Below are 16123 nucleotides of genomic sequence, written 5' to 3'. Positions count from 1 at the left end.
ATCCTAAGGGTCAAATCTTGACTTCATACATCAAAATCATGGAACGCCTACTTATCCCTCGATCATGCTTTTACTTAATCAAACTTTAAGTAAGTAACATAAAAAAAGCGTTTCGCTAGGGCAATACTTTTCTTTATCTTTTCAATAGCTCAAAGGCTATTCAGCCGTTAAATAAGTTTGGGGTTATTTAATAGTGATCTTTAGTTTTAAACTTACATCTATAACAATCAATACTCACAAGGAAGAACACTTGCATATCCAAATTACAGAACAGATTAAACTAGCTCCTTTAGTGGAAAGCGATGCGGCGGACATTTTAAGGGTTGTTAATTTAAGTCAGGTAAGTTTAGGACAGTTTTTGCCTTGGGTAGAAGGGGTAAACAATATTGAATCAGCTAAAAAGTACATACTTGACAGAGTAAACAGCGGGCTGAATGGTTCGCGGTGGTTTAAGATTTATTATAAAGATAATTTGAGTGGTGTTTTTGCAGTTAAGTCTATTTGTCCTGAGCTAGATATAGCCGAGCTTGGTTACTGGTTAAGTAGTGATGCACAAGGAAATGGTATTATTAGTCAAGTAATTACAAGAGTGCCAAGCATACTCAAAAATACAAGCGCTAAAGTAATTGAGTTTAGATGCTTAGCACAAAATGCAGCTAGCATTAAAATTGCTTTAAAATCAGGTGCAAGTTTAGTTGGTACTATTCCAAACTTTGTATCGATTGGTAATACACGACAACAACTTAATATATATCAAGTGGCTTTATGAATAACCTTGAATACCAGACTCTCCAGTAATAACTCCGTCTATTTAATGACTCTTCTCATCAATCTCTTTCCCGCAATTATAACAGTTGTTAGTTGGGAGCTTATAACTAGAAATAGAGCGCATTACTTGGTTTTTCTTACAGGCAGGGCAGGCGTAATTAATTACAGAGATTATAAGCGCAATGGCAAAAACGAAACTACCAATATAAAACGGGTTTGAGTAAAATTGCATACTTGGTTCTGAAAAGTTAAAACCAATAATACAGATGATTAATGCAGTTAAATAAAGTTTAAATTTTAGGCTTTTATTCAAGGTTTAAATATCCAATTGGCAAGGTGCTAATAATAAGTGCTTTGGCAGTTTTAACAAATTATTTACTCTATTGCTATTTAAGTTTTATATAGCGCAAATGTATAGGCATAAAAAAAGCGTTGCCCTTGAGCAACGCTTTTCTGTATTTGTCTAATAGCTGGTAGCTAACTTACTCAGCCACAAACTTATTCTGCAGCTAACTTATTCTGCTGCGAGATAATCCAACACTACTTGATGATGATCTTTAGTTTTAAACTTATCAAATAGGTGTTTAATTTTACCGTCTTGGCCTACTAAAAACGTTAGGCGGTGAATACCATCGTACTCTTTACCCATAAACTTTTTGTAGCCCCATACACCAAATGCTTCAGCAATGGCGTGGTCTTCATCGGCTAATAAATCAAAATTAAGCTCTTTTTTAGTTTCAAAGTTTTTAAGGCGCTTAATTGGATCTGGGCTAATACCTACAACGCGGGTATTAAATTTAGCAAGCTGTGCTTGCTCATCGCGTAGGTTTTCGGCTTGTACAGTACAGCCCGGCGTTGACGCTTTAGGGTAAAAGTACACAAGCACTTGTTGCTCTTTTAACAGCTCGCTTAATGTTACTGTTTCGTCGTTTTGGTTTTGTAGGCTAAAAGCGGGTGCAGTATCGCCTGCTTGTAATGGACTAATTGTGTTCATGTTTAGCATCCTTAACGAATTCGTTTAAAAATATAATCTACGTTTAGCGTGTGAGAAAGGCTCTCAAAACTAATTTTAAATTGATCTATATCTACATCAACAGGTATGTTGAATTCAAGTTCACAACGCATTTTAATGTTGTCTTCTTGGGAATAAGTGTCTGACTTAAGTGAGCAAATACTAATATTATTGTCGGCAAAAAAGCGCGTTACTTTGCTCAATGTGCCTGGGGTGTCTATCCCTGTGTATTCTAGTGTGTAACCTGCACAAAACTCGCTAGGAGTATGACTTGCTGTACGCTTCATCATGGTTAGCAGGCCAAGTTCCATGGCTTTAGTTGGCAGTACGTGCTCTATGCGGCTTATTGCCGACATGTCGCCGCTAAGTAGCATTATGAAGGTAAATTCGCAGCCTAAAATAGCAATACGGCTGTCAATAATGTTGCAGTGGCAATCGCTAACCAGTTGGGTTAGTTCACTTACAATACCGGGTCTGTCTTCGCCAATCGCTGTTAAAACAATTTGATGATTTGAAAATGCAGTCATGAGTTCAAATACCTTGTTACTTGGATTATATCAACCGAGTTGGCAACACCAAAAATACACACAAGAAGTTGCACGGCGGCGAAGTTTAACACAAAAAGGGCTCTAAACTACAGCACACGCTAATTAAGCGCTTTTAAAGTGCGGTGTTTCTTGTTTTTACTGGCACGGGAAAGTACCATAGCTAAAATTTGCTTATTTGCGCTTAGTTTTATTGCTAAGTTGAAGTGCTGAACTTTATTGCATTTAGGCAGCCAAATAATAAATGTAAAGTTAATATTGATTTTACACTGAACCAAATCGGCATTACCCACTCATATATTTGTTAAAACAATTAAAGGGTATGCTAAGGAGAAATATCTGTGCAGTATTGGATCCCAAAAGCACTTGCAGTAAGTGTATTGGTAAGTTTATCAGGGTGTAGTGTATTTATTAATAAGGCACATGACGAACGTAACTATCGTACGCATGAGCCTGTAAAAGCACCAACGTCGTTATCTCAACCAGCTCAAGACCCAGTTTATAAAATGGATGTAGGTCAATACGACAACAATCCTGAAGCTACAAATTACCGCCCACCGGCACAAGTATTAACAATTGCTAAAGGCAGTTGGGTAGAAGAGACAGATAAACAAGCGCGTATTTATTTTGATAAAAACGATGGCATTGCTGATTTAGATGAATTTCTTTGGGACACGATTCAATCAGTCCTCGCTGATAACAATGCAGGAACCACTAAAGAAGACAAGCTACTAGGTACTATTGAAACTGATTGGTACTCAATCATTAAAACCGAAGAAGGTTTTTGGTGGTGGGGCGATGAAGTTAACGATGACTTAGAAAAATTTAGATTCACTATTGAAGAAAAATCACATCAGCGTACTGCGTCTTTACGTGTAGAGCTGATTGATTTTAAAGGCGACCATACGCTAACTGATTTGTTAAAGCAGCAGTTAGAAGTACGTGCGCTTAACCAAGTAGTGAGCGAGTTTGATTACCGTTACCGTCAACTTGAAGTTGATATGCGTAAACGCCAAGGTATTATTTCTCTTGAAATGGGCTTTGATAACAAAGGTAATGCAGCACTTGTAACTGAGCAATCTTACGAAGCTGTGTTTGACCGTTTCTCTGGATTTTTAGAGCGCTTGTCGTTCACTATTGTTGAAATTAACCCAGATACTGGCTTAATTACTGCTGATTATACTAAACCAGAAACAAGTGTTTGGGATTCAATTTGGGGTGATGACGTAGCTCAACTACCTATTGATGAAGGCCAATACCAAATTTTAGTAAGTAAAACTAAAGAAGGCGGTACTAGCTTAACGTGGATGGATGATAAAGGCGAAACGCTTGAGCCAGGTACTATGAATGGTTTACAACAAGCATTAGAAGCAGCACTCATTCAGCGCGGCATTAAAATTTAAATAATAATAAGTTTTACCACAAAAAGAGCGCTATGCTCTTTTTGTGGTTTTTATAGGTTAATAAATATGTCTCAGCTACCTCATCGTTCACACTACACGTGGCGCACTTGGTTTACTTTTTTGGTTCCTTCGTTAATTGGTGTGTTTTTATTTATGACACCCATTAGTACCTCGCAAGGGATGACCATTCCTATTGCCGTTATGGCAAAAGCGGTTCAAGCAATGATGCTTGGCTCTGCTCAAGCAATTATTACTCTCATTATTTGTATTACAGGGGTTATTTCTGTAATTACTAAAGTGTTTAAACCCGCCGCTATATGTAACTCACCTTTGTTAAAGCATTTATTTGATGTGAGCTGGACATGGCTGGTGGTGCGCTTATTTGGTATGGCGTTTGGTTTAATGACGTACTTAAGCCTAGGCAGCGAGATGATTACCTCGGCCAATACTGGCGCGCTGGTATTAAATGACTTACTGCCAGTGTTGTTTTCGGTATTTATTTTAGCGGGCTTACTACTGCCGCTATTAATTAACTTTGGTCTACTAGAGCTTGCTGGTACGTTAATGACTAAAGTAATGCGCCCTGTATTTGGTGTACCGGGTAGAAGTGCGGTTGACTGTACTGCATCGTGGTTAGGTGATGGTAGTGTGGGTATTTTGATGACTGCAAGGCAGTACGATCAAAAGCACTATACACAACGCGAAGCGGCTATTATTGGTACTACGTTTTCAGCGGTTTCAATTACGTTTAGTTTAGTGGTGCTTGGGCAAGTTAAACTTGAATACCTATTTGCACCGTTTTACGCAACGGTATGTTTAGCCGGTATTGTTGCCGCTATTATTGTGCCGCGATTACCGCCACTGCGCTTTAAAAAAGACTTACTGATTGATGGTACTGAGCCAGATAGAGACGCTGAAACAATTCCGGGTCATAAAACCTTATTTGGTCATTCGTTAGATGTTGCATTAGCTAAAGCAGATAACTCAACGGGTGTTAAAGGTACTATAAAAGAGGGCTTACATAACGCGCTTGATATGGTGTTTGGTGTATTGCCTGTGGTTATGGCGGTAGGTACATTTGCACTGATCATTGCTGAGCATACGCCTATATTTCAGTATTTAGGTATGCCGTTTGTGCCATTTTTAGAGTTATTACAAGTACCCGAAGCGGCAGCTGCGTCGCAAACTATTATGGTTGGTTTTGCTGATATGTTTATTCCGTCAATATTAGCAGCAGGTACAATTGAAAGTGATGTAACGCGCTTTATTATTGCCGCAATGAGTGTAACTCAGCTTATTTATATGTCTGAGGTGGGCGCACTTTTACTTGGCAGTAAAATACCGGTAAATATTTTAGAGTTGTTTATTATATTTATTTTGCGAACGCTAATTACTTTACCTGTTATTGCGCTAATGGCGCATTGGTTAGTAGGCTAAATTAACGAAAATATAATTAAGCGAATTGGTATTATTAAAAAAGCCCTGATTAATCAGGGCTTTTTTGTGTCTGTTGTATTTTTAATATTGGCGTTGGGCTTTTTAAACTCCGTTTTTGCAGAGAGTTTAATCAGCGCAATATTACCAATGACAATAGCAAAAACAACGGCGACAATAATTAGAATATGCCAAGTTTGCATCGCAGTATCACCTAAACTTTAGTACGTTTAAGTGTGACCGCTTTGCGCTATTTCAGCAATTAAATTACTCAAAACATAATCAATAACTTTAAACACAATCAATAACGTTAAAAACGTCTAGCTACCGAAAGCGTTAAAAAGTTAAGCCCAGGGTTTGGCTCTTTAAAGCCTGCGTTTGAATAGTGAATAACTCTAAGGGCAACATTAGTATGACCAAAGTCGGCAACAAGGCCTATGCGGTCTTCAAATTGGTAGTGAGTACTTATGTTTTTACCGGCAAACTGCGTTTCATCAATCAGTGATACACCAATCCCTGCTTCTACATAAAATGGGGTGTTGTTAAAACTAAAGGCAGGAAATTGCAGCACAGGTGACATAGCAAGTACTAGGTTTGATTGTGTTTCATCGCCGTGGCGGTATTCCCACATATTTACGCTGGTTTCAAAGTAAAAGCGTGCATCACCAATTATATTTTGCATGCTAGGCGCATGATACTGATACGCAAGCTTAACGCCGTTTACGTTACCTTCGCCTTTGAGAAAATCAACGGCATAACCGTGGTTCGATTGAGCAAAAGCAAGTTTGCCAAAAAGTGAAGCTACTAATATAAATGAGATAATAAGTGTTTTAAGTGACGTTTTCATAGGTGCCAAATGTTTGTCTGATTCAAGTGATAACTAAATGATAAGGGCGACCTATTAACAATTACAATGAGGACAAAATGCCGGTTGTATATGAGCTGTTAACGGAGGTTTCTAACTGCTTGAATTTATTTTAGTTATTTTATTGGTGCGATTTGGGCATTAATAAGTTGCTTATTTGTGCCTTTTTTATTGCGTATAGTTCGCGTAAATTACAGCCATCTTAATCACACAGACATATACAATTATGAAACTCTTTAAACTATTCGTTTTAGCCACTGCTTTTTTTAGTAGTTCGTTATTTGCACAAACTCAGCAATCGCCTGATCAGTTACTTGAATCAGTAGCCGATAAGCTATTTGCAGACATTGGCCAAGTAAATTCAAAAGGCACAGCAAGCAAAGAAGCGATGGCTGCCATTGTTGAAAAACGTTTAATGCCACATATTGATGTTAAGTTTGTGTCGTTTAAATTATTAGGTAAGCACATTAAAGGCATTGAGCGCGAACAGGCTGTTCAATTTATAGATGCAGTAGAGCATTACTTAACAGGCACATACGCTGGTGCACTAATGAAGTACACAGGTCAAAAAGTAGTATTTGAGCGTAATAACGCAAAAAGTGACTCTGAGTACGCAACAGTTAATACACAAATTATTGAGCCAAATGCGCCTACAATCGACTTAAGTTTTAAGCTTCGTTTAGGTAAAAATGATGAGTGGAAAGTATACGATATTGTTGCCGAAGGCATTTCACTATTAAGTGCTAAGCAAAAAGAGATTATTCAACGTATTTCTGAAGTGGGTTTAGATCAAGTTATTAGCGAGTTAAAAAGTAAATAGACTATTTGTCTGGCTCTGATTAAGCCCAACTCCAACCTCAAAAACGGCCAATTACTTATGTACTTGGCCGTTTTTATATTTGTAAGTAAAGGATTGTTGTTATTGCGTAATTTTGCGCTAGCAGCAAAACAAAGGTGTGCTAGAATATCGACACTTTGATTAAGCGTGGTGTCAGCTAAAAACTGATATAACTTACCACCCCCAAGCCACACTGGAGTTGTGTTGTTTTAATGGAAAATGTACTGATTTGGCCAAAGGAATACCCATTACTTATTAAAGGACTGGTAGAACAAAACGGTGCCTTTATTTTAGATGCTTTGGAAGCTTGGCCTGCTTGTCGTTCTACAAATGAAGACGATGGTGTATGCACCACCGTGTTACCGCCTATTTATTATTTGGCATGGCTAACCCCGCTAGAACCATTTGAAGAATGTTACTTTCAACATATCTCTGAATATGACGAAGACGCACAAGCGTATATTAGTGCGGTTAAAAGCCATTACTACGATAATGAATACACCCCTGAAAGCTTAGTGCTTATGTTGTGCCAACGCCTTGAAAAATACGCAAGTGTGGCTGCACAAAATACCATAGATACGCCACTGTCTTTAGTTGATTTGTTTTTTAGTAAACGCTATTTCACGTTAATTGAGCATGCGCTAAATAATAAAAGTAAACTTTCGGCAAAAGATACATTAGCCCTTTGGAAAGAAGTTGATTTTAGAGAGCGCTTAAGTGCGTTTATTCCAGAGTCTATTGCTGATTTAGATACTCTTTCTGAACTTGCCAGCGAAAAAGTAGCAGCGGGTAAAGACTATTTTACGTTGCTTACACAGGTTTCTCCTGATGTTGACTCTGTTGTACTGCTAGAAAAAGCATTATTAACGCACCTACGTAAAAAAACAGCCAAGCAAACAATGGCAATGCGTTTTATTGAGCAAGGCGCTACAGGTGTTCTTGCTGATGAAAACAATAAAACAGCCTTTATGTGGGCCGCCGAAAAAGGCTTTGTAAATGTGGTTGAAACGCTACTTGCAAAGCAAGACAAAAAAGCGGTTGATAATTTAGGTAACACAGCACTTCATTACGCTGTATTTGCTAAAAATGAATCGTTAATGGTGCTGCTTATTAAAGCGGGCTATAACTTTAGAGCGCGCAATAAAGAAGGTTTAAGTTGTTACCGTTTGGCGGTTAGTATTAAAGCTAATAACTTAGTTAAATGTTTAGAGCGTGACTTTGGTATTAAAGAACTTTCGCCAGAAGGACAGTTTGATCGTATTAAAAAAGTACATGTGCTGCACGCTATTGTCACTATATTGCTGCCTTTGCAGTTGTTCTTCTTTTTTGATGAAACACTCTCTATTAAAAGTGAGCTAACGCTTAGTTTAACTATGGCGGCAGTGATTTGTTTTTTCTTTGCAACCACTTTAAAACGCTGTGCGTTATATCCACATATTAAACACCCTTGGGGTTTATTTGTGCTTAGAGGCTTTTCGTTTATTAGCTTAATTGCTCAAATAGGGTTGGCGAGTATTGTGGTGCTAGCTGCCTTAAGTGATTTGGTTTAGTCACTTTTAAACAGCTAATAAAAAACGCGCTTAAAGCAATTTAAGCGCGTTTTTTGTATTTATAACCGTTTATGGTTAAGCCTTATTTACCGTGCTCATTTGCTGCTTTTTCTTCAGCTAGTTCTTCTTTAAGCTTACGGATTTTTAAACCTTGTTCTTGTCCGCGGTGTCTTGCGTAGTAAGTACAGCCAATAAACATTGAAGAGGCAAACACAAGCTCTAGCAATACCCAAATTAATTCATCAGGAGCGGCCCACAGCATGGTAAGCCCGTGAATAAAATACAGCATTACAACAAAGTTAGCCCACGCATAAGTGTATGTACTGTCTTTAATTATGCCTCTTAGCGGCAGTAATAACGGAATAATGGGCAAAAATAAAGATGCTAAACTCGCATTACCATTTAGAGGTGGCACAAAATACATCCACAGTGGAATAAGAACAAGTAAACCTACATAGCCAAATAGTGCGGCACGCTGAAACTTTACTGTAATCGGCTTTTTAGCTGGGTTGTCAGCTGTATTCATTTAAGTTTTCTCGCAATGTGAGTAAGGCGTTTACCAACGCTTTGGCATATTTTAATTTCGTCTTTGCTTAGCTGTGCACTATTAGCGCTGCCAGCAACGTGTGTTGCACCGTATGGTGTTCCACCTGTTTGTGTTGCAAGTAGTTCGGGTACATCGTACGGCACGCCCAGTAGCATCATACCGTGGTGTAATAGTGGCAGAGATAAGTTAAGTAAGGTTGCTTCATTACCACCATGCATACTGCTTGATGACGAAAACACACATGCTGGCTTATCTATTAGCTGACCTTTTAACCATAAGTCGCTGGTGGTTTCCCAAAAGCTTTTAGCTTGAGAGGCCATCATGCCAAATCGGGTTGGTGTACCAAATGCTAAACCATCGCAATTTATTAAATCATCTTTGGTGATCACAATGTCGTGCGCATTTTTAGCCACAAAGGTGCGAAGCAGTGCTGTAGCACCTTGTTGCTCTATCGACTCTGCTATTTCGTGAGCCATTGCTTCAACTGAGCCATGGCTTGAGTGATAAAGCACCACTATGGTTGCACTCATTATAAAACGCTTAGTACGTTTTCTGGTGGACGACCAATCGCTGCTTTATTGTTATTCACTACAATAGGGCGTTCAATTAGTTTTGGATTTTGTACCATGGCATCTATTAATGCTGATTCACTGTTTTCATCTTTTAAATTAAGTGCTTTGTAGTCATCTTCTTTTGTGCGCATTAATTCACGTACGGATGAAAAACCAAGTTGGATTACAAGCGTTGAAATTTGCTCGTGAGTAAGAGGGGTTTTTAAATACTCTACAACACTTGGCTCTATCGCTTTACTTTGCAGTAGCGCTAGCGTTTCGCGTGATTTAGAACAACGTGGGTTGTGGTAAATAGTAACAGACATAAAATGATTCCAAAGTGTGAATTGCGTCTATTTTAGGGTAAGCGCTTGCAGACTTAAAGTCTTGCAAGCTCTTTTTGTAAAAGTCGATACTGGGTAAGTAGTGCTTTTAAACGTTGTTGCTTTACAAGTTCGGTTGGCTCTACAAAGTTTAGTGCCTTTTGTACTTCGTCTGCGGCTTTTAAATAAGCACCATATTGCGCTAATACATCGGCGTTAGCTTCGTGATAAGAGGCTAATTTATCTTGTTTTTTATACGCGTCTGCAAGGAGTTGTTTGCCTAAGTTATGATCTGGCTTTTCGAGTAAAAAACTCTTTAAAATATTTTCAGCAAGCTCATATTGTTCAGCTTCAAGTGCTGAGTTGGCATAGTTAAGTGTAATTACCTGATTATTAGGGCGATACTGATTTAAATCCGCTAAAAACTTAACGGCTTCATCTGCCTTTTTTTGTGCAATAAGTAAATCGGTATGGGTATCTATATAAAATAGGTTTTTAGGATCGTTTTTTAAAAGCTCGTCTAATATTGGCGCTGCTTCATCAAGCTTTTTTTGATCAAGCAAGCTTATGGCTAAGCCATACTTTAATGCAGTGTTGTTGTAGGTATTTTCGCGCAGTAGCTTTCTAAATAGATCTTCTGCGTTTTCTGGTTTGTTGTCATAGCGGGCAAGCACTCGACTTTTTGCTAAATTAAACTCAAGGCTCGCATTCATAAGGCGCACAGGAAATTGCTCTGCACGCAAACGTACATCTGATACACGACTCTCTGGTAATGGGTGAGTTAGCAAAAATGCTGGTGGCTTGTATTTATAGCGAATTTGCGCCGCAAGTTTAGTTAAAAACTCACTCGATGCACGGGGATCAAATCCTGCATTATTAAGTGTTTGCATGCCTATGCGGTCAGCTTCTTGCTCAGCTGAGCGGCTATGCGTTAACTGACTAAAAGCAGATTGTGTTTGGCTGGCAGATATAATGGCAATACCCGCGTCGGGTGCAACAACGGTTGCTAATATACCTGCAATCATACCGGCAATGGTCAGCGCGCTGTTATCTTGTTGCTGCTGTATTCTACGTGCTAAGTGGCGCTGTGTTACGTGAGCAATTTCGTGACCAAGTACCGACGCAAACTGGCTCTCGTTATCGGCTTGAGCTATTAACCCGGTGTGTACACCTACATGCCCGCCATAAAATGCAAACGCATTTATTTCTGAGTTATTTATCCAAAAAAACGAAAACGGAAAACGTACATCGTTAGCATTAGCAACAAGTTTACGGCCAATAGTCGTGAGGTATTCATCTAGCACAGGGTCGTTTATAACTGGTGATGAACCTCGTATTTGCATCATCATTACTTCGCCAATAGCTTGTTCTTTTTCAAGTGGCAGTGCTTGTAATGCAGATGTTCCTAAATCAGGAAGTGTAAAATTGGTTTGCGCTTTTAAAGGTTCGCTTACTAATAAGCTAAACGTAAGCGCGGCACTGCATAAAGTGATAAATGCTGATTTTAGCTGCATTTTATTCCTTGTTAATTTGTTCGCCAATTGCAATTTTGGCTATGTCTATTTCGTCACTGCTTGCACGGCTGTCTTTTTCGCACAATTGGTATAGTTCTTTTATTGTGACTCCATCAAGCTTTACAACGTTCAATTCTCGCTGCAAAAAAGTAATAATTTTATGTACTACTTTATGTGCATGTAAAATAATGGCTTTATCTGCTTTGTCGCCTCGTTCAAAATAAAAGCCAATAAACTTATGTAACTGACTTATTCTGATCAGGTTTTTCATTGAATGCGGATCCCACACTCTAAACTCCATAAAGCGATTGTTTTTTACGTATTGGTCAACAATAACATCTTTAGCATAAGGCTGTGCCCATAGCTCAAAGCCTCTGTCGGTAAAAACTTGGTGCAGCGCAATACGTGGCTTATGTTTAGTGTGTATTACACCAAGGCTGTCTTCATGGCCTTCTAATAAATCTAAGTTCCAATTGCGTTTATCTATAAGTTGTTTAACTGCATTATCGAATCCATGATCTAAAATCCCTTCAGATTCGCTTATTGATGAGGCAACAAGGTGATAAAAAGGAGGTAGTTCGCCCCAATTAATTTGCTTTTTAAACCAATTAATCTCTTTGAGTGTTGGATTACTTGGTAGTTGCGCTTTATTATGCGTGCCAGGCATTAACTTATCCTTACTGCTAGTTATGTTATAAGGATAAACTATTGCAGGTATTGTTTTAACAAAAAGTTACAACGGTTTGGGTATATAAGTATATTGACCGTAAATATGCGACTTATTATTCATTTACTATACGGATAAAGTAGTTATGGTAGAGCGCGATTTAAAAGAGTTTAAATGCCCTCAGCAATTTGTGCAGTTTAAACTTGCGCTACGAAGTGCGCAATCTTCAAAACAACGTATCACTTTTAGTCTTAATAAAGGTGAAAGTGCGAACGATATTGAACGTTTTTTGCAAAAAAATGCTTATAGTTACAATTTTGATAAACAACGTGGGTTGTTATTAGTGGAGCCATTACATGTTTGAATACGTAAAAACATGGTACGAAAGGAAGTTCTCGGATCCTCACTCGTCTACCTTATTATTTTTATTATTGGCCTCAGTGGCCTTACTTTACTTTTTTGGCTCGTTAATTGTCCCTGTGCTTGTAGCATTGGTTATTGCTTATTTACTTGATTGGCCGGTTGTTCATTTAGAGCGCGTTGGCTTAAAACGTTTTACTGCAACGATTATTGTAATGTTGATATTTATTAGCATTATGCTCACCCTTATTTTGGTTATTGGCCCAGTGCTTTGGAAGCAAACCAGTAACTTAGTGCAAGAAACCCCACATATGTTAGAACAAGGGAAGTCTTATTTAATGGCTTTACCTGAACAATACCCAAGTTTAATTAACATAGATCAAGTACAAGCTATTGTTGCAACGGTAGAAGCTAAAATCATTGAGTTTGGTCAAACTGTATTGTCGTTTTCACTTACGTCATTAAAAGATGTTGTTGCATGGCTTATATATTTAGTACTTGTGCCGTTACTGGTGTTTTTTATGCTTAAAGATAAGCTGGAGCTAACGGGGAGTATTGCTAAACTGATCCCGCAGCAACGACGCTTAATTTTGCAAGTGTGGCACGAAATGAATCAACAAATTATGAATTACATTCGCGGTAAAGTGTTTGAAATTTTAATTGTTGGTGGTGTGTCTTTTATTGCATTTACTGTTTTAGATTTACGCTACGCCGCATTACTTGGTGTGCTTGTTGGCTTGTCGGTATTAATTCCATTTATTGGCGCGGCACTCGTCACTATTCCGGTAGCGGCAGTTGCGCTGTTTCAGTTTGGATTAGAAACACAGTTTTGGACCATTTTAATTATTTACGGAATTATTCAGGCGCTTGATGGCAACGTGCTTGTGCCACTATTATTTTCTGAGGCGGTTGATTTAAATCCGGTATTTATAATTGTCGCGGTATTATTTTTTGGTGGCTTATGGGGATTTTGGGGCGTATTTTTTGCCATCCCGTTGGCTTCATTAGTAAAAGCGCTAATAACAGCTTGGTCGTCAACGCATGAAGAGATAAGTAAAGAGGTCAGTGAATAATTAAGTAAACAGACTTTTAGTCTAAAAAAGAATAGTAAACGCACCTCTAGTGCTAATTGATTATTACTCATTACCTGTAAATTTATGTACTATTGGTAATAAGATATATTTTTTAGTAATAAGGTGCGTTTTTTAATGTCTGAGTTTTTATTGCACGATGAGCCAGTAAAACAAGTTTACCTTGATGCAAACGCAACGACCCCTGTGTTGCCTTGTATTGCTGATGTTGTTTCTCATACCATGCAAATATGTTTTGGTAATCCTTCAAGCCCGCACATTACAGGTATTCAAGCCAAGCATTTATTAGAACAAACACGTCAAAAAGCACACACAGTTATTGGCGCAAGTAATGGCGATATTTTATTTACCTCTGGCGCAACAGAAGGCATTCAAACTGCGGTGGTTTCTACGTTAATTGATGCTAAAAAACACCCGATTAAAAACCCCGTATTGTTATATGGCGCTACTGAGCACAAAGCGGTGCCAAATACACTTAAGCACTGGAATAGCGTACTTGACGTTAATGCTGAAGTGCTTGCTATTCCGGTTGATAGTAACGGTATTTTAGATTTAGATTTTATAGCTAAACATATAGATAACGCTTTGATGATTTGCACCATGGCCGTTAATAACGAAACCGGTGTATATCAAGATTTACCCGCTATTGAGCAGGTGATTCGTAGCCGTAATAAAAATGTATCGTGGATGGTGGATTGCGTGCAGGCGCTCGGTAAACAAGCGCTCGCACTAAGTGACACAACAATAGATTACGCACCTTTTTCGGGGCATAAGCTTTATGCACCTAAAGGTATTGGCTTTTTATATATTCGTAGTGGCAGTGCGTACACACCTTTTATAGCGGGTGGCGGTCAAGAAAGTGGAATGCGCTCAGGCACCGAAAATCTACCCGGTATTGCAGGGTTAAATAAGCTATTTAGTATGTTGCTTGATAAATCAGACAACACGTTTAAGTCTGTTAGCGTACTTAATTCTTATCGAAGCCAGTTACAAAGCGCGATAAAAGACACCTTTGGCGATATTACATTCAATCATGATTTTGCTTATAGCGTGCCTACCACACTTAACTTTGCTGTTAACGATTTAACGAGCAAAGAAGTGATTGATTTATTTGACGCTGCGGGCATTCGCGTAAGTGGAGGCTCGGCTTGTAGTACAGGCGCATCAACAAGTTTTGTTTTAGATGCAATGGGTGCAAGTAAGTGGCAAAGCGAAAACGCGATTAGGCTATCGTTTGGACCTGCTGCAACACAACACGATATTGATGATGCTTGTGTGCGTATTCGCGCTCTTAAAGCAATACTACAGGCAAACTGTTTAATCGTATCTGACAGCACCACACCACAACAAGAAGTATGCGCACTGGGCCTTACTCAATTTAGGCACCAAGGTGCATGTAGTTGGCTTTATGTAAGCGATGATAAATACGCTGTAATTATTGATCCTATTATTGAGCTTATTCCGCGCTTTGAAAAAATAGCTAATACACAAAACTTAACTATATCGGCGGTGCTTAATACTCATCTGCATCAAGAGCGAGAGTCAGCGACTAATTTACTAACCAGCGTTCTTGCATCAAGAGTTATAAAAGGTGAGGTTGATTCGCTAGGTTGGCCGCTAAATACAGCAAGTATTAACTTGGCAAACGACGTACTTGAAAAAGTAGTTACACCTGGGCACAGCAAAGAAAGTGTAAGTTATTTATTAAAAAACAGTAATGGCGAAACGCGTTACTGTTTTTGTGGTGATTTAATACTGCCTGCAGGGCTTGGCAATACATCGCTTATAGGCGGCGATGCAAAAGCAATGGCACGCTCTATTTTAGCAATGAGCGAGCAACTTAATAGCACCAGCATTATTTGCTCAGGGCACGATTACCAACAATGTTTTGCCATGAACTGGGCTGTACAGCAAAACCAAACGCCACTTCTTGATGCGTTAGTGAGCGGCAGTATTTCAGTTGATGAATTTGCAATACAAAAACAGCAGTACGACGCTTCAAAACAAGTAGATAATACGCAATTGTGTGGTTATGTAAATGCGTTACCTGAGGTTGATACACAGCAATTAAATTTTGATGACGCTAAAGTAATGTTAAACACCAGCGATACATATTTAATAGATACTCGGGAGCCGTATGAGCATGGAGCAAATAATGTTGCTCAGTTATTTAATACGCTAGATGAAAAAACATTAAATATACCACTTAGCAGAATGGCAAATGCGGTATTTGAAGGGCAATTAAACAAAAATAACAAGTACATTTTATTATGCCGTAGTGGTAACCGCTCAAAAATTGCTGCAACTAATTTAATGCAACTAGGATACAAAACGGTTTATAACCTAAGTGGCGGGTTAGCGCTTAGTAATTAAACAAAGATTGTAATTTATACAAAATCGGCTTTAGGGCCGATTTTTTTGTTTTTAAGGTTTATTTGCTCGCAAGGTAAACAAGCCCTAGGGCCTGTTGACCTTTCAGGATTAAAATTTGTTCAATCTAGGGGCTATTTAATCGCGGCGTGAGGTTTGTAACCTAGTGGGCTAAGTAAAAACCGAGTAACAAAGAGTAAATTGCCCCTAGGCAGAACCCTTCGGGCAGCGCATGTTTGGCATTTATTCCACGTTATCGCCTATTTATGGGGAATAACCACACTA

General features: G+C 38.6%; 17 protein-coding genes. 8 read left to right on the top strand and 9 right to left on the bottom strand.

Annotation, left to right across the window (positions count from 1 at the left end; all coding sequences use genetic code 11):
• Positions 1–193 precede the first annotated feature (193 nt).
• Positions 194–769: a GNAT family N-acetyltransferase gene (locus I6E72_RS09995; protein WP_331459206.1), complete on the top strand. Its 576-nt coding sequence runs from the start codon at positions 194–196 to the stop codon at positions 767–769.
• A gap of 513 nt (positions 770–1282) precedes the next feature.
• Here the strand turns inward: I6E72_RS09995 and bcp are convergent.
• Positions 1283–1762, bottom strand: a complete 480-nt coding sequence (bcp, locus tag I6E72_RS09990) for a thioredoxin-dependent thiol peroxidase (RefSeq protein WP_002963124.1) — start codon at positions 1760–1762, stop codon at positions 1283–1285.
• Between the two features lie 11 nt (positions 1763–1773).
• Positions 1774–2307: a glycine cleavage system protein R gene (locus I6E72_RS09985; protein WP_007583906.1), complete on the bottom strand. Its 534-nt coding sequence runs from the start codon at positions 2305–2307 to the stop codon at positions 1774–1776.
• Positions 2308–2666: 359 nt separating this feature from the next.
• Here I6E72_RS09985 and bamC point away from each other — a divergent pair, with 359 nt between their 5' ends.
• The gene (gene bamC / locus I6E72_RS09980) at positions 2667–3728 is read left to right on the top strand and encodes an outer membrane protein assembly factor BamC (protein WP_024591010.1); all 1062 of its coding nucleotides are present in this window, start codon (positions 2667–2669) and stop codon (positions 3726–3728) included.
• 66 nt (positions 3729–3794) lie between these two features.
• Complete coding sequence (locus tag I6E72_RS09975) at positions 3795–5165, top strand: YjiH family protein (protein WP_007583911.1); 1371 nt, start codon at positions 3795–3797, stop codon at positions 5163–5165.
• 53 nt (positions 5166–5218) lie between these two features.
• On the opposite strand, the gene I6E72_RS09970 is transcribed toward I6E72_RS09975, so the two are convergent.
• Positions 5219–5365 (bottom strand): DUF2897 family protein, encoded by a 147-nt coding sequence (locus I6E72_RS09970; RefSeq protein WP_197112187.1) that lies wholly within the window; start codon positions 5363–5365, stop codon positions 5219–5221.
• A 107-nt stretch (positions 5366–5472) separates the two neighbouring features.
• Positions 5473–6009: an acyloxyacyl hydrolase gene (locus I6E72_RS09965; protein ID WP_165721433.1), complete on the bottom strand. Its 537-nt coding sequence runs from the start codon at positions 6007–6009 to the stop codon at positions 5473–5475.
• Positions 6010–6253: 244 nt separating this feature from the next.
• Between I6E72_RS09965 and I6E72_RS09960 the strand changes: the two genes are divergently transcribed.
• Positions 6254–6847: an MlaC/ttg2D family ABC transporter substrate-binding protein gene (locus I6E72_RS09960; protein ID WP_007583914.1), complete on the top strand. Its 594-nt coding sequence runs from the start codon at positions 6254–6256 to the stop codon at positions 6845–6847.
• A gap of 230 nt (positions 6848–7077) precedes the next feature.
• The gene (locus I6E72_RS09955; RefSeq protein WP_010555074.1) at positions 7078–8415 is read left to right on the top strand and encodes an ankyrin repeat domain-containing protein; all 1338 of its coding nucleotides are present in this window, start codon (positions 7078–7080) and stop codon (positions 8413–8415) included.
• A gap of 82 nt (positions 8416–8497) precedes the next feature.
• Here I6E72_RS09955 and I6E72_RS09950 read toward each other — a convergent pair whose 3' ends face one another.
• From I6E72_RS09950 to I6E72_RS09930, 5 genes are read right to left on the bottom strand one after another with little or no spacing between them, the layout of a single operon-like run.
• On the bottom strand, positions 8498–8941 hold the full coding sequence (locus I6E72_RS09950) for a DUF2069 domain-containing protein (protein WP_024591007.1): 444 nt from the start codon (positions 8939–8941) through the stop codon (positions 8498–8500).
• Entirely contained in the window at positions 8938–9492 is a 555-nt protein-coding gene (wrbA, locus tag I6E72_RS09945) for an NAD(P)H:quinone oxidoreductase (protein WP_007581039.1), read from the bottom strand. The genes I6E72_RS09950 and wrbA overlap by 4 nt, the downstream gene beginning before the upstream one ends.
• Positions 9492–9839, bottom strand: coding sequence for an arsenate reductase (glutaredoxin) (gene arsC, locus I6E72_RS09940; protein WP_197112185.1), 348 nt, complete (start codon positions 9837–9839; stop codon positions 9492–9494). The genes wrbA and arsC overlap by 1 nt, the downstream gene beginning before the upstream one ends.
• A 53-nt stretch (positions 9840–9892) precedes the next feature.
• The gene (locus I6E72_RS09935) at positions 9893–11350 is read right to left on the bottom strand and encodes a M48 family metalloprotease (RefSeq protein ID WP_197112183.1); all 1458 of its coding nucleotides are present in this window, start codon (positions 11348–11350) and stop codon (positions 9893–9895) included.
• Position 11351: 1 nt separating this feature from the next.
• Positions 11352–12017, bottom strand: a complete 666-nt coding sequence (locus tag I6E72_RS09930) for a hypothetical protein (protein WP_024608627.1) — start codon at positions 12015–12017, stop codon at positions 11352–11354.
• Between the two features lie 145 nt (positions 12018–12162).
• Here I6E72_RS09930 and I6E72_RS09925 point away from each other — a divergent pair, with 145 nt between their 5' ends.
• The 3 genes from I6E72_RS09925 (at position 12163) to I6E72_RS09915 (ending at position 15841) form a co-directional block, all read left to right on the top strand.
• Entirely contained in the window at positions 12163–12381 is a 219-nt protein-coding gene (locus I6E72_RS09925; protein WP_002961455.1) for a sulfurtransferase TusA family protein, read from the top strand.
• On the top strand, positions 12374–13450 hold the full coding sequence (locus I6E72_RS09920; RefSeq protein WP_007581049.1) for an AI-2E family transporter: 1077 nt from the start codon (positions 12374–12376) through the stop codon (positions 13448–13450). Before I6E72_RS09925 ends, I6E72_RS09920 begins: the two co-directional genes overlap by 8 nt.
• Positions 13451–13585: 135 nt before the next feature.
• Positions 13586–15841, top strand: coding sequence for an aminotransferase class V-fold PLP-dependent enzyme (locus tag I6E72_RS09915; RefSeq protein WP_121954331.1), 2256 nt, complete (start codon positions 13586–13588; stop codon positions 15839–15841).
• Positions 15842–16123 lie beyond the last annotated feature (282 nt).

Source organism: Pseudoalteromonas sp. NSLLW24 (assembly GCF_015864725.1).
Taxonomy (GTDB): Bacteria; Pseudomonadota; Gammaproteobacteria; order Enterobacterales; family Alteromonadaceae; genus Pseudoalteromonas; species Pseudoalteromonas arctica.
Note: the sequence above shows the minus strand (reverse complement) of the source record. Positions and strands in the feature narration are given on the sequence as shown.